Source organism: Clostridium sp. (assembly GCF_021372645.1).
Lineage (GTDB): Bacteria > Bacillota > Clostridia > Clostridiales > Clostridiaceae > Clostridium.
In genome coordinates, this window is record NZ_JAJFUC010000096.1 from 1 (window position 1) to 23,752 (window position 23,752).

18 protein-coding genes, 2 pseudogenes and 1 riboswitch are annotated in these 23,752 nt (G+C 27.8%); of the genes and pseudogenes, 19 read left to right on the forward strand and 1 reads right to left on the reverse strand.

Annotation, left to right across the window (positions count from 1 at the left end; genetic code table 11):
• Nucleotides 1-185 precede the first annotated feature (185 nt).
• From LLF98_RS14215 to LLF98_RS14235, 5 genes and pseudogenes are all read left to right on the forward strand, one after another.
• Nucleotides 186-506 (forward strand): annotated as a pseudogene (locus LLF98_RS14215) (transposase); the annotation flags it as partial.
• Nucleotides 507-1,225: 719 nt separating this feature from the next.
• Nucleotides 1,226-3,334, forward strand: coding sequence for a cell division FtsA domain-containing protein (locus tag LLF98_RS14220; protein ID WP_291704721.1), 2,109 nt, complete (start codon nucleotides 1,226-1,228; stop codon nucleotides 3,332-3,334).
• 61 nt (nucleotides 3,335-3,395) lie between these two features.
• Nucleotides 3,396-4,577 (forward strand): M20 family metallopeptidase, encoded by a 1,182-nt coding sequence (locus tag LLF98_RS14225; protein WP_291704723.1) that lies wholly within the window; start codon nucleotides 3,396-3,398, stop codon nucleotides 4,575-4,577.
• 320 nt (nucleotides 4,578-4,897) lie between these two features.
• Entirely contained in the window at nucleotides 4,898-5,872 is a 975-nt protein-coding gene (locus LLF98_RS14230; protein WP_291704725.1) for an RluA family pseudouridine synthase, read from the forward strand.
• A 9-nt stretch (nucleotides 5,873-5,881) separates the two neighbouring features.
• Nucleotides 5,882-7,501 (forward strand): polysaccharide biosynthesis protein, encoded by a 1,620-nt coding sequence (locus LLF98_RS14235; RefSeq protein WP_291704727.1) that lies wholly within the window; start codon nucleotides 5,882-5,884, stop codon nucleotides 7,499-7,501.
• A 78-nt stretch (nucleotides 7,502-7,579) separates the two neighbouring features.
• On the opposite strand, the gene spoVB is transcribed toward LLF98_RS14235, so the two are convergent.
• Complete coding sequence (gene spoVB / locus LLF98_RS14240) at nucleotides 7,580-9,079, reverse strand: stage V sporulation protein B (protein WP_291704729.1); 1,500 nt, start codon at nucleotides 9,077-9,079, stop codon at nucleotides 7,580-7,582.
• 437 nt (nucleotides 9,080-9,516) lie between these two features.
• Here spoVB and LLF98_RS14245 point away from each other — a divergent pair, with 437 nt between their 5' ends.
• The 14 genes and pseudogenes from LLF98_RS14245 (at nucleotide 9,517) to LLF98_RS14310 (ending at nucleotide 23,584) form a co-directional block, all read left to right on the forward strand.
• Nucleotides 9,517-10,824, forward strand: coding sequence for a PQQ-dependent sugar dehydrogenase (locus LLF98_RS14245; protein ID WP_291704731.1), 1,308 nt, complete (start codon nucleotides 9,517-9,519; stop codon nucleotides 10,822-10,824).
• Between the two features lie 225 nt (nucleotides 10,825-11,049).
• The gene (locus LLF98_RS14250) at nucleotides 11,050-11,553 is read left to right on the forward strand and encodes a hypothetical protein (protein WP_291704733.1); all 504 of its coding nucleotides are present in this window, start codon (nucleotides 11,050-11,052) and stop codon (nucleotides 11,551-11,553) included.
• Nucleotides 11,554-11,649: 96 nt separating this feature from the next.
• Complete coding sequence (locus tag LLF98_RS14255) at nucleotides 11,650-13,311, forward strand: B12-binding domain-containing radical SAM protein (RefSeq protein ID WP_291704735.1); 1,662 nt, start codon at nucleotides 11,650-11,652, stop codon at nucleotides 13,309-13,311.
• Between the two features lie 205 nt (nucleotides 13,312-13,516).
• Nucleotides 13,517-14,815, forward strand: a complete 1,299-nt coding sequence (locus LLF98_RS14260; protein WP_291704737.1) for a hypothetical protein — start codon at nucleotides 13,517-13,519, stop codon at nucleotides 14,813-14,815.
• The gene (locus LLF98_RS14265) at nucleotides 14,775-15,095 is read left to right on the forward strand and encodes a hypothetical protein (protein ID WP_291704739.1); all 321 of its coding nucleotides are present in this window, start codon (nucleotides 14,775-14,777) and stop codon (nucleotides 15,093-15,095) included. The genes LLF98_RS14260 and LLF98_RS14265 overlap by 41 nt, the downstream gene beginning before the upstream one ends.
• Before the next feature lie 5 nt (nucleotides 15,096-15,100).
• Nucleotides 15,101-15,736, forward strand: coding sequence for a hypothetical protein (locus LLF98_RS14270; RefSeq protein ID WP_291704741.1), 636 nt, complete (start codon nucleotides 15,101-15,103; stop codon nucleotides 15,734-15,736).
• Nucleotides 15,737-16,378: 642 nt separating this feature from the next.
• Nucleotides 16,379-16,558: a hypothetical protein gene (locus LLF98_RS14275; RefSeq protein WP_291704743.1), complete on the forward strand. Its 180-nt coding sequence runs from the start codon at nucleotides 16,379-16,381 to the stop codon at nucleotides 16,556-16,558.
• A gap of 86 nt (nucleotides 16,559-16,644) precedes the next feature.
• Complete coding sequence (locus tag LLF98_RS14280; protein ID WP_291704746.1) at nucleotides 16,645-17,100, forward strand: DUF441 domain-containing protein; 456 nt, start codon at nucleotides 16,645-16,647, stop codon at nucleotides 17,098-17,100.
• A 223-nt stretch (nucleotides 17,101-17,323) separates the two neighbouring features.
• Nucleotides 17,324-17,495 (forward strand): annotated as a pseudogene (locus tag LLF98_RS14285) (DUF4080 domain-containing protein); the annotation flags it as partial.
• Nucleotides 17,496-17,593: 98 nt separating this feature from the next.
• Entirely contained in the window at nucleotides 17,594-18,451 is an 858-nt protein-coding gene (locus LLF98_RS14290) for a YitT family protein (protein WP_291704748.1), read from the forward strand.
• Between the two features lie 275 nt (nucleotides 18,452-18,726).
• Nucleotides 18,727-19,677, forward strand: a complete 951-nt coding sequence (locus LLF98_RS14295) for an MraY family glycosyltransferase (protein WP_291704750.1) — start codon at nucleotides 18,727-18,729, stop codon at nucleotides 19,675-19,677.
• 47 nt (nucleotides 19,678-19,724) lie between these two features.
• Nucleotides 19,725-19,834: riboswitch (SAM riboswitch) on the forward strand.
• A gap of 94 nt (nucleotides 19,835-19,928) precedes the next feature.
• On the forward strand, nucleotides 19,929-20,393 hold the full coding sequence (locus tag LLF98_RS14300) for an S-ribosylhomocysteine lyase (RefSeq protein ID WP_291704752.1): 465 nt from the start codon (nucleotides 19,929-19,931) through the stop codon (nucleotides 20,391-20,393).
• A gap of 109 nt (nucleotides 20,394-20,502) precedes the next feature.
• The gene (locus LLF98_RS14305; protein ID WP_291704754.1) at nucleotides 20,503-21,186 is read left to right on the forward strand and encodes a vitamin B12 dependent-methionine synthase activation domain-containing protein; all 684 of its coding nucleotides are present in this window, start codon (nucleotides 20,503-20,505) and stop codon (nucleotides 21,184-21,186) included.
• Nucleotides 21,176-23,584, forward strand: coding sequence for a homocysteine S-methyltransferase family protein (locus LLF98_RS14310; protein ID WP_291704756.1), 2,409 nt, complete (start codon nucleotides 21,176-21,178; stop codon nucleotides 23,582-23,584). The genes LLF98_RS14305 and LLF98_RS14310 overlap by 11 nt, the downstream gene beginning before the upstream one ends.
• Nucleotides 23,585-23,752: the final 168 nt, after the last annotated feature.

The following is a 23,752-nucleotide window of genomic DNA, read 5'->3' on the forward strand; positions in this document are numbered from 1 at the left end:
CTTCTATGCGCTCCGCCCATACTTTGGCTAAATTATTTTTTCTTGACATAAATAAATACCCTCCACTATTTAATTTCTATAGTGATAGGGTATCATGTGTCTTAGAATAATTATAGACGTCATATGCTGAAGCGCTTACATTCGAACCAAGGTGAATCAATAGTTTGAAACATTTTATTAAATTCACCAAAAAAGTGTATAAAAAAAGAGGTACTTGTGAAAATTATATAAAGGAAGCAAAGTATGACATGAACATAGGAACAATGCTATTGAAATCTTTTTGGGCTAATGAAGCTATCTTTCAAATACAAATGTTTGTATACAGTCTTTTTCTGATGTTTAAGCAGGAATATCTTTTAGAAAATCAATATTGGCAGCAAATAAAAACTTTTAGACTTAAATATATATTTGTAGCAGCTAAAATTGTAAAAACAGGCAGACAAACAATAATGAAAATTTCAAAAGAATATAGATATAAAGAAGTTTTTCGAGAAAAAGTAGCTTAGAAATATGAAGTTCTTAATATTAAGCTAAAAATAATGCAAAAAAATAACAATCCACAAACAAGGGGTAAGTTTACCCTTTTTTAAGTATAATTTGTGCATTAATATCTTGGATTATACTTAGTTAAGTCATCTTTTGATCCCAATGGCACAAATCAACTTGTTTTATAGTTAAAATTAGTAAAACTAAATTACAAGGTAGGTTAGACTAAATTATTCAAACTAGAATTAACAAACAACAAGAATTAGAAACATCTAAATTAGAAGCAGAAAAAGCCAAGATTGATGCAGAAGCTAAGATTACCCAAGCAGAAGGTCAAGCTAAGGCAAATGAAGCATTATCTAAATCAATAGACCAAAGTATTTTACAATCTAAATTCATAGATAAATGGGATGGAAAAACTCCTATAGTAATGGGTAGTGGTGGGAATATAATGGATATATCATCTTTAATGAGAGAAGACAAATAAATAGGCATTTAGGATTTTAAGCAATTAGTACAAAGTGTACAAGCTGAATCAATAAAAACAAAAAAATACCTTAAATAAAAAAGAATGGTTTATTAAATCTTTTTACTTTGTATTAATACATCCAAACTCCGTTATTGTTAACATTTATAGAAAAAGTAAATATGCCTTAAGTTATTGTATGAAGTTAGCTTATAATATATAATTTATAGTAGATTTATGTAATTTAAAGGTGTAAATAAAGGTTGTGTTTATATGGAATTAAAAAAGTTTAATCAAAAAGATATAATTTTTGCCTTAGATATAGGGACAAGATCTATTATAGGAACAGTAGGTATAATAAAGGATAAGAAGTTCCACGTAGTATGTGAGAAATATTTAGAACATGAAGAAAGAGCTATGGTAGATGGTCAAATACATGATATTACTTTAGTTGCGTCAGTTGTTCAAAAGGTTAAAGCTTATCTTGAAGAAGAACTTCAAATACATTTAAATGAAGTATCTATTGCAGCTGCAGGTAGATTTTTAAGAACAGTTAATGTAAGAGCAGATATTGAACTTAATGAAGATGAAGAAGTGGATAAAGAAATTGTAAGAAGTCTTGAATTAAGTGCTGTAAAAAAAGCAGGGGAAGAAATAACTACTACAACTGAAGGTAAATTATATTGCGTTGGGTATTCAGTAAAAAACTTTTATTTAAATAGTTTTTTACTATCGAATTTAATAGGCCATAAGGGTCAAAATATTGGAGCAGAAGTTATTGCAACATTTTTGCCAAGATCTGTAATTGATTCTCTTTATTCAGTAATGAATAAGGTTAATTTAAAAGTTGTAAATTTAACATTAGAACCAATAGCAGCCATAGAAGCTGCAATACCAAAGAACTTAAGACTTTTAAATATTGCATTAGTAGACATAGGGGCGGGTACATCAGACATAGCGATAAGTTCTAAAGAAAGTATTTCAGCTTATGGGATGGTTCCAATGGCAGGCGATGAAATTACAGAGACTATTGTCCAAGAATACTTAGTTGATTTTAATACTGCGGAAAATATAAAAAGATCAATAGGTAAAGAAAAGGAAGTAACCTATATTGATGTTTTGGGAATGGAAAACACAATATTATCAGAAAATGTGTTTAAATTAGTTAGTGCTATTGTTAATAAAACAGCAGAAGAAATTTCTAAAAAGATTTTAGAGTTAAATGGTGATAAAGCTCCTAGTGCTGTATTTTTAGTAGGCGGTGGAGCACATACACCAGGTATTTTAGAAGCAATTGCGGATAAATTAAAATTGCAACCTCAAAGGATTGCAATTAAAGATAGACAGGCGGTTATAGAATGTATTTCAAACAATGATTTAGGTTCAGCAGGAGTAACTGTTCTTGGAATAGCTTTAACTGCAATACGAAGCTTAGGTAATGATTTTATTGATGTTATTTTAAACAATGATCCAATTAGTTTATTTAATTCTCATAAACATAATATAACAGATGTATTACTCCAAGCTGGAATAAATCCATCACTACTTATAAGCAAAAATGGGAAAAGTGTTAGGTTTAATTATAATGGATGCAAAAGAATTGTTTTTGGTGAATATGGAATTAATGCGAAAATTACAATTAATGAACAAGAAGCCACTCTTGAAACAGAAGTTAAAGCAAATGATAATATAATATTAGAATATGCGCAAAATGGAAAAGATGCAGAGCCAAAATTATCACAACATATTAGAAATATAAATTCAATTTCTATTTATTTAGATGAACAAATTATAAATATTGATCCAGTAATACTTGTTAATGAAAAAAGAGAAGATTTAGATTATATAATAAAAAATGGTGATGAAATAAATGTATTTTTACCTTGCAACGTGTGTGATTTTAAGAAATATGTTTTAAAAGAAGATGTGAATTTGTTAAAGAACGAAATTGCATTAGAAGATACTTATGAAATTTCAGAGGGAGACTATATTTTAAAAAAAATTAAAGATCCTAAAGAAGTTGAAGTTGTAGAAGAAAATAAGTTTTTAGAAAAGCAAATAGAAGCAATAGGAAAAGATAATAATGATGAAAGTATAGAAATTAATAATATAAATAATCCAGATAAAATTCAAATTTCAATTCAAGATGAGATAGCAGTTGCTAAAGAAGAGTTTCCTAGTATAACAGTAAATGTAAATAGAGAAAATAAAACATTAAAAGGGAAATCACAATACATAATTGTAGATATATTTGATTATATAGATTTTGATTTAACAATACCAAAGGGAATAATTAATTTAAATTTAAATGGCGAAAAATCATCATATACAGCAAAAATAAAGGACGGAGACATAATAGAAGTTTTTTGGAGTGTTATTTAAGTTATTGTATGAAATGTTTTTAAAAAAATAAAATAAACTAAATTATGGAGGAAACAAGAAAATGATAGATTTAAAAAAAGAAGCTGAGCGTATAAAAGATGAACTTATAGAAATAAGAAGAGATTTACATGAACATCCTGAACTTGGATTTGAAGAAGTTAGAACATCTAAGACGATTAAAGATTTCTTGAAAACTAATGGAATTCCTTATATTGAAGTAGCAAAAACAGGAGTATGTGGAATTATAAAAGGGACAAAAGAAGGGAATAATAAAACTATAGCTTTAAGAGGAGATATAGATGCACTTCCTATTAAAGATATGAAAAATTGCGAATTTAAATCTAAGATTGATGGTAAGATGCATGCTTGTGGGCATGATGCTCATACAACAATACTTATGGGTGTTGGAAAATTATTAAATAAGCATAAAGATAAATTTTCTGGAACTGTAAAGTTATTATTTGAACCAGCAGAGGAAACTACAGGTGGAGCTCCCCACATGATAATAGAAGGGGTATTAGAAAATCCTAGTGTTGATTGTATTCTTGGGCTTCATGTGGATGAGGAAACAGAATGTGGCACTATAAAAATAAAAAAGGGTGTGGTTAATGCTGCATCAAATCCATTCAGCATAAAAATAACAGGTCAAGGAGGTCATGGAGCATCACCTCATACTACTGTTGACCCTATAGTTATTGCAAGTCATATTGTAATAGCACTACAAACAATAGTAAGCAGAGAAATAGCACCTGTAAATCCAATTGTTATAACTGTTGGAACTTTACATGCAGGTACAGCTCAAAATATTATTCCAGGAGAAGCTACTTTAAGTGGGATGATTAGAACAATGACTAAGGAAGATAGAACATTTGCCATAAAAAGGTTAAATGAAATTGTAGATGGAATTGCAACTATGTCAAGAGCAAAGGCAGAAATAAAAGTAGATGAAAGTTATCCTTGTCTTTATAATAATGATGAATTTGTAGAGTTAATTAGCGATAGTGCAAGTGAAGTTTTAGGTAAAGATAATGTTTTAGAACAAAGAGCACCTAAAATGGGAGTTGAAAGTTTTGCATACTTTGCAAATGAAAGACCATCAGCATTTTACTTTTTAGGATCAGGCAACAAGGAAAAGAAAACTACAGAACCTGCTCATAGCAATTTATTTAATATAGATGAAGATTGTCTTCAACTTGGAGTTTCTATTCAAGCTTTAGCAGCATTCAACTATTTAACAAAGTAGATTTAATTGACAATGTACAATTTACAAGGTACAATGCACAATGAATGAACAAGTTAACAGAGAAAGTTCGAGTCACCAAATATAAAATGCTCACAGAGAAAGTTTTGCTAGCCAAATACAAGATTTGGAGCATCACTTTTGGATTCTCACTTTTCTTTGAAAGGACTTAAAACAATTAAAAAATAAAAAATGCTTGGCATTTATATATATAAATGAGTCAATTTCCAAAGGGAATTGTACCATAATTATGCACTGCCTACAGGGTACCCTAAAGGGTATGAATTGTGCATTGTACATTGAAAAATTAGGAGTGATTATATTTGAAAATAGAAATAGGTCCAAATGAAGCAGGTCAAAGATTAGATAAATTTTTAAGAAAATTGTTAAAGGATGTACCTTTAAGTGCAATTTTTAAAGCTTTAAGAAAAAAAGATATAAGGGTAAATGGCGCAAAGCAAAATGAAAAGTACTTCTTAGAACAAGGAGACGTAGTGGAAATAAAATACATACAAAGTAAGAAAGAAGATAAAACAGAAAAGTTTATTAAGGTTGATCCAAAAGGAATTAAAATTGTATATGAAGATGAAAATATGTTAATACTTGAGAAATGGGTAAATGTATTAGTTCATTCAGATAGTAATACTAGTAAAGAACCAACACTTACAGATTATGTTCTTTCATATTTGAATGATAAAGGAGATTATGTGCCAGAAAATGAATTAACATTCACTCCGGCAGCATGTAATAGGTTAGATAGAAATACATCAGGTTTAATTATTTTTGGAAAGAGTTTCGATGGGTTAAAGTGCATAAATGAAGCTATTAGAGAAGATGAAATAAGAAAACATTATTATACTTTAACAAAAGGTAAAATAAGAGATGGGCTTTATGAAGCATATATAGTAAAAAATCTTGAAACTAATATATCAACAATACATGATACAGAAGTAAAGAATTCTAAAAAAATAGCAATGGAAATAAGTACAGTAGAAACTAATGGTGCATATTCATTTATAGATATTAATTTAATCACAGGAAGAAGTCATCAAATAAGAGCCCATTTAGCCCATTTAGGAAATCCTATAATTGGAGACAATAAATATGGAGATAAGAAATTAAATTCATTTTTTGAAAATAAGTATGGTTTGAATTATCAATATTTATATGCATATAAATTAATTTTTAGAAATGTTAATGGCAAGCTAGATTATTTAAAGAATAAGACCATAGCAGTAGCATTACCTCCAATATTAAAAAAAATAAAACAAGATGTGTTTAAATTTTCAATTAGATAGGAGGTAATTATGGAAGAGCAATCAGCCAAAAGTAGCAGTAATAGAGGCTTTTTAATTCTTTCAATAGCAGGTCTTTTAACTAAAGTAATATCAGTATTTTACATACCTCTACTACAAAGAATAATAGGTCTTGATGGATATGGAATATATCAAAATTGTTATGAGGTATTTTTATTTGTATATGCAGTTACAAATTTAGGAACTCAACCAGCTATTGCAAAAGTAGTTGCTGAACTTACAGCGCTAGGAAAACCCAATGATGCTGTAAGGGTTCTTAAAATATCAAGAACTATTTTAGCTTTAGTGGGAGCAATATTAACTATATTTTTGATGCTATTTGCATTTCCAATTGGAAACATGATTGGTAATCCAGCAGCCTCTTATGGAATTTTAATGCTAGCACCAAGTATATTTGTTACATCAATTTTATCATCGTATAGAGGATATTTTCAAGGTAGGAGTAGCATGACTGCTATAGCAGTATCTCAAGTACTAGAACAAGTTATAAATATTATAATTAGTTTAACTTGTGCATTCTTTTTAATGAAAATAAGTGTTGCATATGGTAGTGCTGGAGGTACTATGGGTACTTCAATAGGTGCTTTTGTTGCGTGTCTTTACATGGTTTATGTTTATGGAAAGAAACAATTTGAAGAAGATTCGATTGAAGTTCAAGGGAATAATAAAAGAGTAAGAACTAAGCATATAATTAAAAAATTAATAAAATATGGGTTACCAATCACTTTAAGTGCAGGTCTTCAAAATTTCGGTAGTCTTGTTGATATGGTAAATGTAAATGCTAGACTAGCATTTGCAGGATTTAGTTTGCAACAGTCTCAAGTACTTTATGGGGTTCTTGGAAGATATAAGACTTTGTTATCTGTTCCACTTATAATTGTGACAGCACTTGGGACAACCGTATTACCAGCAGTGGCAGCAGCTATGGCATTAAAGAATAAAAAAGAAGTAAGAAGAAAAACAACTTTTGCCTTTAGAATTACTTTTATAATAACAATACCAGCAACAATAGGCCTTTCAGTACTCGGAAGAGAAGTTTTTGAATTGTTATATGGAACTGATCAAGGATTTGAATTAATGGTAATGGGTTCGGTAGTACTAATTCTTATGGCAGTTGTACAAATACAGACTGTAATACTCCAAAGTATGAATAAGCTTTATTTTGTTCTTGGAACTTTTAGCATAGGTATAGTTGCTAAGATAATTGCTAACTATATATTAGTAGGTATGCCAGATATAAATATTTTGGGAGTAGTAGTAGGAAATTTTTTGTGGTTTGCAATACCAATGTTTTTAAATCAAAGAAAATTAAAAAAGGTTCTCAGAGTAAAAATCCCAATGTTTAGAAATATAATTAAACCACTTATTTCATCAGCAATAATGGCAGGAATAATATTTATCCTAAAAGAACCTGCATCAATGTTAATAATAATAATAAATGGAGGCATTGTGTTAAAAGGAATTACAACTCTATTGATTGTTGTTATAGGCGGGTTTGTTTACTTATACTTAATGATGATTTTGGGTGGGATTAAAAAGAGTGATATGGATAGCATATCTCCTAGAATATTTAACTTACTACCTAGGTTTTTAAGGGTAAAACTTAAATAATATAAATAGAAGATATATATTTAGCCTAAGATTATAGGCTAAACATATATCTTCTATTTTTTTCTATTGTTTAGAAAGTTAAACTTCATTTTTTCCAAACTTGCCAAGGTATGTGAATATTAAAAAAACAAGTCCGATTACCATAAAGTTGTTTATAATTAGATAATTTATGAATATGTGTTTTGAAAAGATATTTACAATTAAGAAGGTTAAAAATCCAAGCAATAAATACATTATTATATTAAATATGTTTAAATTAAGTTCAATATGTTTATTGACTTCATACATATTAAGAATCAGTCCAATTGTGCAAGCTATGAATATAGTTAAACTGTAGCCAAAGATATTAATTGAAGGAATTGCAGTAAATATATATAAACATATTAATTCAATAATAGCCTCGATTAAAGAATTCCTAAGAATTATACCTTGCCTATTAAGTCCGTTTAATATTCCAAACATGGTTATTGCAGGAAATAATATTGGGGCAGTAAGTGAAGCAAATCTAATATATGAACCTAAATCATTTCTGCCATAAAACATTTGCCCTAAGGCATCGGGAATTATATTGCAAATTATTGTAGTTGCTATGCCAAGTAAAAATGCAAACTTGATAACTTTTTTTATTCTAGTAGAAGCCTCATATTGCTTACCTAAAACTAAAGTTTGAGAAAGATCCGGAATTAGCAATGTATTAATTGTAGTAACTATAATTAAGGGGATTGTTATTATACTTAGAGCCATTCCATTATATCTTCCTATCATACTTAAAGCCTCTGTATAGCTAAAGCCAGAGACAAGTAAGCGTCTAGGGACAATAAGCGTAGAAAGGGTTCCTAGAATATTAGTTAAAAATCCATTCATACAAAGTGGTATTGATATAATAACAACATCAAAAAGAAGTTGGAATCTACTTTCGGGTTTTTCACAAGAAGTAGGCATTTTATTTATTGAATATTTATAATAAATGAAAAGGAAAAATAAACTTTGAAATTCACCTATGCATAATGCAACTGTAGCTAAGGTTACCATAATTTCAAGAGTTTGAGCTTGAGTTAAGAAAATAAGTACACTTACGGTTAAAATTCTCATAGCTTTTTCGAAAATATCAATTATAGCTGGCACTGTAATTTTAGAAGTTCCATAAAAATATCCTTTAAGTATATTTGAAATTGCAATACATACCATAGCAGGACAAATAACTCTGATAGCATTTATTGTTCGAATATCATTAACTCCATATTTACCTATTATTGGTGCAGAAAAAAATACTATAAGTCCTATTAAAAATGCCCAAGATATATTAAATAACGAAACGACTCTAATAGTTTTTACTATATTATTATTTTCACCTTTTTGTGTGTATACAGCAGTTATTTTAGAAATAGATGCAACGATTCCAGCAGTCATAAGACATATAAATAAGTTGTAAATTGGCATAACTAAATTATAAAGACCCATTCCTTCTGGACCTAAAACTTTAGAAAGATATATGTTAAATATAAAACCCAGTATACCTGTGGTTACATTAGATGCTATCAGTAAAAAAGAATTCTTGAAAAAATTGTCTTTATCCAAAGCTCATTCACTCCTTTAAATTATTATAAAGCATATTCAAAATAAGCTATAAATATGAGTTTATTTATAAATATAAACAAGAGTTTAAAAGAGAGGTCTTATTTTATTATCTTTACAATATAAATTAAATAGAGAGATTATATTTTATACATAAGATATCTTTAGTTGGCTATTTTTTCAGATGCCTAATGGATATTCAAAATAATAACAAGTCAGTATGTTAGTCTATTTTGTCTTAAGACAAGTTCAACTAAATTCATCTGGAATATAAAATTCTATCTGAAAAGTTTCACTTTGTGTCATGCTTAGTCGGCATGTTCACCTAATAGGCTGACTAGAAGGCAAACATATCTTCTTGCTTGACGTAAAATGTACATGGAATTTTTGACTTGTTATTTTTTTCATATCCTTAATTAAAACAGTAAGGGGAGAGTGAAGTGAAAAGGTTTCTAAAATTTTTAATTATTTCAATTGTAATAGTTGTTTTAGCATTTGGTGTGCTCAAATTTTCTAATCAATATAAAATGAGTGCGTTAAAAAATAATATCAGCTGGAGTGTTGCATACAAGAATTGTAAGAATTCTGTAGCTTTTGATAAAGATGAAAATAAAAATGCATATATAGCTTATGATAATTATATTAAGGTTATTAAAGGAGATGGGAGAGAAGAAACACTGCTTCAAGATAAATCATTAAAAATAGAAAATGTAATTTTTTATAAAAATAAATTATATTTTATTTCTAAGGCTAATTTGTACAAGTATGATTTAGAAAATAAAAAATTAAAATCTATTTTAGAAAATATACCTTGTGAAGGCAAATATCTAGATAGAAATTTAATTGTAAAAGATTCAAAGCTTCTTTTATCCATAGGAACTGCTACAAATTCAGGAGTAGCTTCTTATGATAATAATTATTCTTTAGATAAGATTCCTTATGATAAAAGCTCCATTGATATAACATTAAATGGATTTAATTATGGGGAAAAGAAGACAGGTGCTTTTATGCCATATGGAAATTCATCTGAAGAAGGACAAAGAATAAGAGCAGAAAACTTAGCAAATGCTTGCGTAGTTGAAATAAATTTAGATAACAATAAGACATCATTATATGCTTCAGGAATAAGAAATATTAAAGGTTGGGATTTAGATAGTGAAGGAAAATTAATTGGAATTGTTGGAGGTATGGAAAACACTAGCGAAAGACCTATAAATAGAGATTTTGATTATCTTTATAGAATAGATAAAGGAAAGTGGTATGGATGGCCAGATTTTAGTGGTGGTGACCCTATAAGTTCGCCTAGATTTAAAGGCGAGAAGATAGTATCAACTCTTATTAAGAATCTACCTAATAAAATTGTCACAGCGCCTATTTATCAATATTCAGATGTTGGGATTATAAAGTATTTAGCTATAGATAAAGAAGGAAAAATATTAGAGAAGAATACAAAAGTATATTTTGATAGTAAAGAAAATATGATAGCAGCAATAAATACAGACAATATTATATCTAATTTATTACAGTTAAAAGATGACAGCAAAATCAAAGGAATAAGGTATTCAGAAGGTGATATTTATATATTGGATAGTGGAGTAGGATGTATTTATAAATTACAATGTAATAATTCAAACTTATCATTTAATATTCCAAAGTCAATCTGTATATTTATAGGTGTATTCTTATTTATATTAACTTGTTTATTAATAGCTAAATTATATTCAAAAAAAGTGTTAAAAAAGAAATAATTAAATTGTAATGAATAAGGAGTATTCTTTATAATATATTTAAGAATAAAATTTTATATAAAAAATAACAAAACTGCTTTGTGGTGATTTAACAATCATTTTAGGCAGTTTTATTGTTTTGGAGAATAGAATAAACAAATAAGATTTATGCATTCACTCTATTGGTAAAAGATGGTAAAATATAATTATATATCGGACAAATATTAATAAGATGGAGGAAAAGCTATGGGAAAAACATTAGTAATTGATTTAGAAGGTGTTATTTTGCAAGGCGATATATTAGATGTTGGAGAAAAAAATCTTGGGATTATATATAATATATCTAAAGAAGCAGAGGATGAATTATCATTAGATTATGTGTCTAGTGATATGAAAATAGAATTAAAAGATAGAAAATATGATGCATGCACATTTTTCTTTGATTTAAATAAAATGTGGACTAACTTAGAAAAAGAAAAATTAATTAAGGAAATAAGTTCATATTTAAAAGAATATGGTGAAATATTTATTTGGGATATAAATAAGGAAAGGGGTAAGGTGTTTAATAATAAAATAAAGGTTATATTACCTAATAAAAAAGTTAAAGAATTTACATTTAAAAATTTAAATATACTTTTAAGTTCAAATATTGAAGAAATAAAAAAAATCCTTGAAAAATATTTTGAAATAGAGGAAACTAAAGCATGGGAAGATGTTTTTTTTATAAAAGGAAAAAAATTAGGTATATGAAAGAAAATAATAAGCTCAATAGATTATCATAATGACTTGCTATTTCTTGAATATGCATATTAAAGACAGAAGTTAAAGTAGAGGAGAAATTTAAACATGAAGGTGTTAATTACAGCAATTGACTCTAAATTTATTCATAGCAATTTAGCTGTTAGATATTTAAAGAGTTTTACAAAGAATCTTGATTATGAAGGCAAGATAAAAGAATTTACCATAAATGATAGGGAAGGGAGAATATTAGAAGAAATAATGAAAGAAAAGCCAGATGTTGTTGCATTTTCAACTTACATTTGGAATGTTGAACTTATTTCAAGAGTTTCTAATTTGATAAAAAAAGTAAATCCAAAGATAGAAATACTTTATGGTGGCCCAGAAGTTTCTTTTGATTCAAGAAGCTTTCTTCAAAATAATGTAGGAGAGTATGTTATTGAGGGGGAAGGAGAAAAAACTTATAGAGATTTTATCTTATATAAATTAGGGGGGATGAAATTAGAAAAAGTTAAGGGACTACATTATAAAATTGATAATGTAGTTTATTCTAATGAAAAACGTCCACTTATGTCTATGGATGAAGTAACATTTCCTTATGAAGAAGATGAAGATTTAAGCAATAAAATTGTATATTATGAAGCTTCAAGAGGGTGTCCATTCAACTGTAAGTATTGCCTTTCATCTACAAGTCATGGAGTTAGATTTTTAGATATTGATAGAGTATTAAAAGATTTAGTGTATTTCATAAATAAAAAAGTCAGATTAGTTAAATTTGTTGATCGTACATTTAACTGCAATTCTAAATTTGCTATGGCAATATGGAACTTTTTAATAAAACAAGATACAAATACTCAATTTCATTTTGAAATATCAGCAGACATATTGAAGCCTCAAGAAATAGAACTTTTATCAAAGGCTCCAAAAGGGAGATTTAGATTTGAAGTTGGAGTACAAACAACAAATGATGAGGTCCTAAGAAATATAAATAGGTTTGTTAATTTTAGTGACATAAAGGAAAAAGTTCTAGAACTAGAGTCGTTAAAAAATATAGATCAACATTTAGACTTGATAGCAGGGCTTCCAGGAGAAGATTATGACTCATTTAAAAAGTCATTTAATGAAGTTTATGAAATACATCCAGAGGAAATACAACTTGGTTTCTTAAAACTATTAAAAGGATCTTCTATAAGAGAAGATGCAGATAAATACGGAATGGAATATTCACCATATCCACCATATGAAATTTTGAAAACAGATAAACTCTCTTATGAAGAACTATTGAAGCTTAAGAAAGTAGAAGAGATGGTAGATAAATATTATAATTCTCAAAAGTTTAAACTTATAATCAAGTACTTTGAAAATAAATTTGAGAAACCTTTTGATTTTTATTATAGCTTAGGCATGTTTTTTGAAAAACAAGGATACTTTAGCAAAAATATAGGAAATGCAGAATATTACAAAGTATTTTTAGATTTTAATGAAAGTATATTAGAAGAAAATAATAAATATTTAAAAGAAATTATTAGATTTAATTACCTAATATTTAATAAGAAGCGTGGACTGCCAGAATTTTTAAGAAGTGATATGGAAAGAGAGGAAGAGAAGAGCATTAAGGAAAATTTGAAAGAACAATATTCCTTTAAAGAATATCATTTGGAGAAGTTTAAAATTGACATAGAAAAATATATTTTAAATAACGAATTAGTAGAAGAAGATTCGTATTATTTGTTTAATAATAATGAGTACATTTATTTACAGAATATATAAACCATATTGGAGTTATTTGTAGACCATGGTAAATTAGTTAAAATAGAGTTTAATTACAAGTTAATAACGTGTTATAATAAGTAATGTATTATAATTTAATGGAGAAGGAAAAAGAGTATTTTAGGATAGAGTCATATGTATTTTTATATTATTTTTATTGATTAAAAATAATGTAAATAATAAAATTTAGGTAGCGGAGAATATTATGAAACATAAAAGAAAAGTGGAAATACTTATTTATAAGAAGCGGTTAAAAAGATTTATTTTTTCTAAAAGGAAGAGAGAAAAGAAGCGTAAAAAAAATAGAAAAATACAGGGGACAGACTTATCTATTTTCTTAAATATGCACAATTTTGGGAAAAAGATAAACGTCCATAATAATAGGAGAAATAGAATAATAATTCCTAAAAATTTTTCCTTTATAGAAAATCCAGATGAAACAATAGATACCCTTAAAAAAATACATTATTTAGGTGATAGTAAAGCAGAAGAAATTTTTTTTGATCATACAAAACTGCAAAATTTGGATATATCTGCATCTACAGTTATGGATACATTAATAATGGATATAATAAAAAAGAGGGAAAAGCGAAAACAAAATATAGGTATTAGTGGTGAATATTATTCTAATGATGGCAAAATATCAGCAATATTAGAAGTAAGTGGGATCTTGAAACATTTGGGATTTAAAAACACAGAACCTAAAAATATAGAAAAACTAGAACTTATTGAATCTCAAAGTTCGGATGATGTATCAACAGAAGTTGTAGAATATATTGATAGGTGTCTAAAAAGACAAAAATTAGAGCTTACAAAAAGGGGAAGACGATATTTTTCTATTTTAGTTGGAGAAATTATAGATAATTGTGAACTACATGGTGGCGAATTTTCAAAATGGTATACATTAGGACATTACTTTAATCAAGAAGAATATGGTGAATGTCAGTTAGTAATATTTAATTATGGGAATACAATATATGAAAGTTTAAAAAGAAAAGATACAACAAAAGAAGCAAAAGAATCTTTAGAGAATATGAGCAATATACATAAATTAGATTATAAAAATCTCTTTTGGAATGAGGAATCCATGTGGACATTATATGCATTACAGGATGGTGTAAGCAGAAAGAGGGATAAAAAGCATCCAGATAGAGGAACAGGAACTGTGCGATTTATAAATTCATTTCAAAATATAGGGTGTACAGTAGGAGGAAATTATCCTAAAATGAGTATAATATCTGGTAACACATGCATATTATTTAATAATAAATATAAACTAGAAGATGTTGACTTTGGCGGAAAGTCAAGAAAAATAATAGCATTTAATAAGGAAAATAATTTATATAAACCACCAGATAGAGAAAATGTTAGAATTTTAAAAAATTATTTTCCAGGGACTGTTATTTCGATGAATTTTTATATTGACGAAAAATACATAGAAAAAATTATAAAGGACGATGAAAATGAAAGAGATAAATTTAAAACAATGTGTAAAGAATGGTAATAAAGTTCTTTCTGGTAGGGATAATGGGTACTATTGGAGAAAAAGTTTTAAAATTGATAAATTAGACAAAGAAGACTATGGAATATTAGTTCTTGTACCTGAAGAACTATTTTCAATAAATCCTTCATTTTTCTTAGGATTATTTGGTGATAGTATTAGAGCTTTAGGAGAAATTAAGTTTAGAGAAAGATACAAATTTGATTGTGATGAAGTAATTATGGAAAGCATTGATGAAGATATAAGAAGAGCAGTTACAGAAATTGATATTTTGAAGGATTGATAAGTATGACTAATGATAATAAAATTAAAAACTATTTATTTAAAGGGCTGATTTTATTTTTTGTACTAATCATTATTGGGTATATCTTTATATCAGTATTAAAAATTTCAATAGACAGTAAAGTTAGTTATTTATATAATTATTCTCAAGTGATTTCATCGATAATTGCATGTATAAATTTATTAGCGTTGATATTATTTTTTTATGGAGAAAAAGATGATAAATTAGCAGAAGAAAAAAGACTGACTAAGTCCCATTGGTTTAACGATTTTATATATGAAAAAAATATAGAATATATATTTGGATTTTTTAATTCAGGTTTAATTATTGTGGATGAGATAAGTAATATAGATGAAGCTGATTATAAGATATATAGAAAAAGAGTGATAAAAAAATTCAATGAATTATCCGCAAATGTTAGTGAGTTTAACAATAGATTTACAATGCTAATCGAAATAATAGACAAGCAATTTTATGCTGATTTGTATAATTTATTAGAAGAATATGAAGATAAGTTAAAAGAAAATTTGCAAAATATATCTGATTCAGACAATATAACTAAAAAATGTAATGACATAGTAAATTCATATAAAAAAGAGTTTATTAAAAAAATCTATGATTATACTATGAAATTATCTTAAAAATTAAAGAATAAATAAAAATAGACCCAGTAGAAAGTATGCAATAACTTTTGCTGGGTTTAAGATTCTTGGTTGTTAAATTCAAACTATTAGAGCACTTTGAAATCTTTAAGGGATGAACTTATTATTAATGATATTATTTTTGTCTTTTGAGGATGTCCATTCAACTGTAAATATTGCCTTTCATCTACAAGTCATGGAGTTAGATTTTTAGATATCAATAGAGTATTAAAAGATTTAGTGTATTTCATAAATAAAAAAGTCAGATTAGTAATTCCAGATGACGATGAATTTGATCCTCTTAATTTAGATGTTTGCACAGTATGCAATTATATATATCCATGTGAGCCAAATAAATAGATAACTATAAAAACACTTGCAGGGTAGACCGATAAAAAAGGTCTACCCTGCAAGTGTTTTTATTATCATTAATATGTATGCATGCTAAAATTAAAGATTGCGTTTAAATATCGTATTGTTTATATCATTATTAATATATGCGCAATACGATATTTTTAGCATGTAATACTTTAAGGGTTGCAATTAGGAAAATTATATTTGTATCAATGAATGTTTAATAATTAATCACAAATAATAATAGATACATTTAAGAATAAGTTAAAAAATATAAGGGGTGGTTGAGTGGAAAATGTTTTGATAAATACTATATTAAAAAGTGTTGGGATTTATATTATAGCATTACTTCTAACAAGGAGTATAGGTACAAAATTTATATTTCAAATGAATTTTTTTGATTTTATTATGGGGGTTTCTATGGGTTCAATAGTTGCTAGTACAATTGTTGATAAAGAGTTTCCATAATTCACTTAAATTCTATTTGAGTAATTATATGGTATATAATAAAATATAATTGTATTGAGCATAATTTTCTTTAAGGGTGATTTAAATTGGACTCTAATATTATATTACTAGCAATATTGGCGGCTTCAATACTGGGAAAGACCAATTCAGTAGCAATTGCAACTTGTATACTTTTAATTGTTAAGCTTTTAAATATGGATAAATACATTTTTTCAGCTGTAGAAAACTATGGAATGACTTTGGGGTTGATATTACTTATTGCTGCTATCTTGATTCCAATTGCAAATGGAAAAGTTACATCTATTAACATTAAAAATGTATTTACTTCATGGGTTGGCATAGCTGCATTAATAATTTCTCTTTTTACTACCTATTTAAGTGGGCTTGGATTACAATATATTACGGTTAAAGGTCATGGTGATATAATGCCAGCCTTAATATTAGGATCGGTTATAGCGGCTGCTTTTTTAGATGGAGTTCCAGTAGGACCTTTAATTACTTCAGGAATTCTTGCATTAGGAATTAAGCTATTTCATAAATAATAGTAATGAAAATAACTCCATTACATTAAAAGTATATATAGTTGTTTACTTAAAATGCAAAGCCTATATCTTATTTTACATGGTAATTAAAGATGTAAGATTTGCATTTGTCGAAGGGACACGGAATATTCTTTATTTGTGTATTAGTAGGTAGTTGAAAGCAGAACTACCTGATTTAGTATGCTTATATTAATATCATTAAATATAGATCAACATTTAGATAAAACTATTAAAAGGATCTTCTATGAGAGAAGATGCAGATAAATACGGAATGGAATATTCACCATATGAAATTTTAAAAACAGATAAACTCACTTATGAAGAGCTGTTAAAGCTTAAAAAAAGTAGAAGAGATGGTAGATAAATATTATAATTCTCTAAAGTTTAACTGTATATATTTATAAATTCGATTTTATAAATATATACAGTTGTAGTATAATATTCATACATAATAGTATGTTATGACGAAATAGACCAAAGGGGGAGGAATTACATGAAAAAAAAAACTAACTATATTTTAACTAACCTAAGCAGAATGTTCTTTATGATATTAGGTTCAATTTTAGCGGCAATAGGGCTTGAAATATTTTTAGTACCTAATAATATAATTGATGGAGGAATAACTGGAATATCAATAATGGCAAGTCACTTGACCAGTATTCAATTAGGAATTTTTATTTTCATATTAAATTTACCTTTTATAATTATAGGTTACAAACAAATAGGTAAGACCTTTGCTCTTTCAACTATATTTTCAGTAATATGTTTTTCAATTTTTGTAACTTTATTTCATCCTATTCCAGGTGCAACACAAGATACACTTCTAGCAACTATATTTGGAGGCATTATATTAGGTGTAGGGATAGGCTTAATTATACGGAATGGTGGTTCATTGGATGGAACAGAAATTATAGCTATTCTTATAGAAAAAAGAAGTGTATTTTCTATCGGAGAAATAGTTATGTTTATTAATGTCTTCATATTAGGAATTTCAGGTTTTGTATTTAGCTGGGATAGAGCTATGTATTCTTTAATAGCATATTTTATTGCGTTTAAGTCTATAGACATAACCGTTGAAGGTCTTGAAGAATCAAAGGCGGTAATTATTGTTTCTGATAAGAATAGTGATATTTCTAAAGCAATAATGGATAGACTTGGTAGAGGGATTACTTTATTAGATGGAAAAGGTGCTTATAGCGGTGATGAAACAGAAGTTATATATGTAGTTTTATCAAGACTTGAGATAGCGAAATTAAAGAATATTGTAAATGATTTTGATAGAAATGCCTTAATTACAATTACAAGTGTTGAAGGTACTGGTAAAAAGTATGTAAAAAAAGCAATCCACTAACAGTTTTAAACCGAATGTATAATGAATATTACTATATATCTTATCCACAGTACTAAAAAGTCTATTGCTAAATTTTTCAGACAATATCTTGGCTAAATTATCGGCACCATTAACTTATAAGTGCAATAGTTGTATTATTAAAATTGTTATAGTAACCTTAATAATTTTGTAATTGATATAAAATATTTTTAATAGTATAATCAAATAGGAAGTAAACCAAGGTGGAAAACTTGGATATAATTTACTGACGTAGACTTAACTAAGGAGTAGGAAAGATGAATTATATATTAGCAATGGTAGTTTCTCTTTTAATTACACTAATTACCATGCCATTTCTTATGAAACTAGCTAGCAAATTGCATTTTGCAGATAAACCTAATAAAAGAAAGCAACATAAAAAGCCAACACCATTGTGTGGAGGGATAGCTTTATATATTGGTTTTTTTATTTCTTATTTTATATTTATAAGAGATGATTTAAATCAACAGATAACTGTGTTTGTAGCAGCAACAATGATAGTCTTAATTGGATTAATAGATGATTGGTATAAAACAAAAGGAAAAGAGTTTCCTATATTTCCTAGACTTGTTATTCAATTATTATCCGCAATTTTAGTATTTAAGTCAGGTATTGTTTTCGTTGGATTTACTAATCCGATTACAGGGCAGTTTATTCAATTAGATCAGATAATACAATTTTTACTTACAATAACTTGGATATTTGGAGTAACAACTGTAATCAATTGGTCTGATGGCATGGATGGATTAGCAGGAGGGTTATCTTTAACATCAGCTATAACATTTTTTGTAGCAGCTATAATATTAAATCAACCTAAATCAGCATTAGTATCTATAATATTAAGTGGAACTATTTTAGGATTTTTATATTATAATAAATTTCCAGCAAAAGTATTTATGGGAGATTCAGGAGCAAACTTCTTGGGTTTCATTTTGAGTATTACAGCATTGGATGGTGCATTTAAGCAGGCAACTGTATTTAGCCTTTTTATACCAATACTAGCTTTAGCAGTACCAATATTTGATAATTTGTTTGTTATTTTTAAAAGATTTTCAGAAGGAAAACCTGTGTATCAAGCAGATAGAAGTCAAATACATTTCAGGTTGGAAGAAAAAGGATTTTCCACAATTCAAGTTGTAAATTACATAATGTTAATAAGTTTTATTTTTAGTACAATTTCTATATCTTTATTATTATTAAAAAAATAAAATCTTTACAAACAAGATTTCATAATATATAATAAGTTAAATATAAGAACTTATCAAGAGTGGTGGAGGGACTGGCCCAAAGAAACCCAGCAACCGATGTATTTTATAAAATATATATGGTGCTAAATCCTGCAGCGTAAGAACTGGTAGATAAGGTGTTTAAGAGCTTTTAAGCCTAAAGGAATACCTTTAGGCTTTTTTTGTCACTTAATATTCTTAAAAAAAATCATAATAATGGAGGAATATATATAATGGAAAAGAAAAATGTAGAAAGTTTTGAATTGGATCATAATAAAGTTAAGGCTCCATTTGTAAGAAAATGTTGCGTTCTTGATGGAACTCATGGAGATAAGATTACTAAATTTGACTTAAGGTTTTTACAACCAAATAAAGAATCTTTTGGAACTGCAGCAATGCATGGATTAGAACATTTATTAGCACATGAACTTAGAAATCATTTAGACGGAATAATAGATTTATCTCCAATGGGGTGTAGAACTGGCTTTTATCTTTCGATTTGGGGAGAAAGAGAAGCTGCTGAAATAAAAGAAGCATTAGAAACATCTTTAAAAATAATTTTAGATGCAACAGAAATACCAGCAGCAAATGCAGTTCAATGTGGAAATTATAGAGATTTATCTTTATTTGGTGCAAAAGAATATGCAAAATATGTATTAGAAAAAGGATTCTCTTTAAATATTTATGGAGAAGAGTAAATAAGATATATAAATTAAGATGGAGAATAAAATTCTACCTGAACAATTTTACTTTATAAGAGAGCAATGTTTTAAGATTAGTAATGATTAATAAGGTGGTGAGCAACATATGGATGCTTTTGAATTAGAGATAAATAAAGAAGAAGTACTTAGATACCTTGGTTACAAAGGTCAAGATATAGATGGAAATCTAACTAATACCATTGAAGAATGTAGAGAAGAAATCAAAAAAATAATAACCCCTAGAGTTGTTTATAGTTATAAAAATATCAAATCAAGTGATGATGGGGTAGAAGTTATTACTACAAATTTGATTTTAAAGGGTAATGATATAAAAGAACATTTAAAGAACTCAACAGAATGTGTATTAATGGCAGTAACATTAGGTAATGAAATTGAAAGACAAACAAGATTATATGAAAAAACTAATTTGACAAAAGCACTCATATTAGATGCTTGTGCTACAACAGTGGTAGAAGAAGTTTGTGATATAGTAGAAAATAGTGTTAAAGAAAAAGCTATTTTAAGTGGAATGAATATAACATTTAGATATAGTCCAGGTTACGGGGATTTACCTTTAGATGTTCAGAATAGTTTCTTAAGAGCATTAGAGGCTCAAAAGAAAATAGGACTTACAGTATCAGAAAACAATTTGTTATTTCCTAGGAAATCTGTTACAGCAATAATAGGAATAGTGAATAGTGGAATTGAAAAGAAAAAAAAGAGTTGCAAAGAATGTAACAATTATGAGAATTGTAGCTTTAAGAGAGAGGAAGAAACTTGTGGGGCTTAAAGAATATATAAAGGATAATATATTAATATTTGATGGAGCAATGGGGACTATGCTTCAAAAAAAGGGGTTAAAGCTTGGGGAAAATCCTGAAGTTTTAAATTTAAAAGAATCATCTATAATAGAAGAAATTCATAGAGAGTACATAGACAATGGAGCAAATGTAATAACAACTAACACCTTTGGTGCTAATGAACTTAAATTGAAACTTTGTAATTTAGAAGTTGAAGACGTAGTAGATGCTGCTGTAAAAATTGCTAAAAATGCAAAGGGAAATAGTAATACATATATTGCTTTAGATATTGGGCCAATAGGAGAACTTTTAGAACCTATGGGAACTCTAAGCTTTGATAGGGCTTATGAAATTTTCAAACGTCAGGTAGTTCAAGGTGTTAAATCAGGAGTAGATATAATTTTACTTGAGACTATGACTGATTTATATGAACTTAAGGCAGCAGTACTTGCTGTAAAAGAAAATTCAGAATTACCTGTATTTTGTACTATGACTTTTGAAGAAAATTTAAGAACATTTACAGGCTGTTCTCCAGAAGCTATGGTACTTGTATTAGAAGGACTAGGAGTAGATGCACTTGGGGTTAATTGTTCACTTGGACCAAAACAATTAAAGCCTATTATTGAAGAAATATGCAACTTAGCACATATTCCTGTAATGGTGCAACCTAATGCAGGTCTGCCAACATTATCAATAGGAAATGAAACAAAATATGATGTTACAAAGGAAGAATTTGCAGACACTTTATGTAGTTTTATTGATTCAGGAGTTAGAGTAATTGGCGGGTGTTGTGGAACAACTCCAGATTATACAAGAGAATTATTCAGCAGAGTAAAAGACAAAAAGCTTGAACCAGTAGAAAATAACAATTATTCAGCAATTTGTACACCGTCAAAAGTTGTAAGAATAGATGGAGTTAAAATTATAGGCGAAAGAATTAACCCAACTGGCAAGAAATTATTTAAAGAAGCATTAAAAAATGAAGATCTAGATTATATTTTAAAGCAAGCTATTTCTCAAGTAGAAGCTGGAGCTCATATCTTAGATGTTAATGTAGGATTACCTGAAATTGATGAGCCTAAGATGATTCATAAGATAGTTAAGGAAATACAGGGGATAATGGATACTCCTCTTCAAATAGATTCCTCAGATATTGAAGCTATAGAAACTGGTCTTAGATATTATAATGGAAAACCAATATTGAATTCAGTAAATGGAGAAGATAAGGTTTTAGATACAATACTTCCTTTAGTAAAAAAATACGGAGCAAGTGTTGTTGGGTTAACTTTAGATGATAAAGGGATTCCACCTAAAGCAGAAGAAAGATTTGCCATAGCAGAAAAGATTGTAAAGAGAGCAGCTGAATATGGAATAAAGAAAGAAGATGTATTTATTGATTGCTTAGTACTTACGGTATCAGCACAGCAAGAAGAAGTTCAAGAAACACTAAAAGCAGTAAGAATGGTAAAAGAGAAATTAGGTGTTAAAACTGTCCTTGGAGTTTCAAATATATCTTTTGGACTTCCAAATAGAGAACTAATAAATGAAACATTTTTAGCACTGGCACTTGCAAATGGATTAGATTTACCTATAATGAATCCTAATGCAGATGGAATGACTAGAGTTATTCATTCTTATAATGTTTTATATAACCATGATAAGAGTGCAGAATTATATATTAAAAATTATGCAAATATTGAATTGAATAGAACGGCTAATGTTACAACCAATAATAAAAATTCAAATAATATAGTCGATTCTAATGCAGAACATGATTTGAGATATATAGTTCTTAAAGGACTAAAAGAAGAAGCAAAACAAGCGACGTCAGGGCTTTTAAAGACTCATAAAGAGCTTGAAATAGTTAATGAATATTTAATTCCAGCTTTAGATGAAGTAGGAGATAAATATGAAAAAGGAGAATTATTCTTACCCCAATTAATACAATCTGCTGAAACTGTAAAAAATGCTTTTACAGTTTTAAAAGCTGAAATAGCTAAGAGCAACTCTAAGTCTATATCAAAGGGCAAGATAATAATTGCAACAGTAAAAGGTGATATTCATGATATAGGAAAGAATATAGTAAAAGTTATCTTGGAAAACTATGGATATGAAATGATAGATTTAGGAAAAGATGTGCCTATTGAAACTCTTGTAGAAGAAGTAAAAAAACACAATGTTTCTTTAGTTGGATTAAGTGCACTTATGACAACAACAGTTAGAAGTATGGAAGAAACAATAAAAGCTTTAAGGCAAGATGGTTATACTGGAAAAATATTTGTTGGTGGAGCAGTATTAACACCTGATTCTGCTGAAAGAATAGGCGCTGATTTTTATGCAAAAGATGCAAAAGAATCAGTAGAAATTGCAAAAAAAATATTATCTTAATGTTATAAAAAATACAGGTATTGTGAAAGAGGCCACTGAAAAAGCTATGCTTTTTCAGTACTTCAGATAAATAAAAAATAGGATTTTATTTAACTGTTTAAATCAGTTGAATAGAATCCTATTTTTTGCATTTAAAAAGAAAATATTTAATTTATGAATGTTATTATT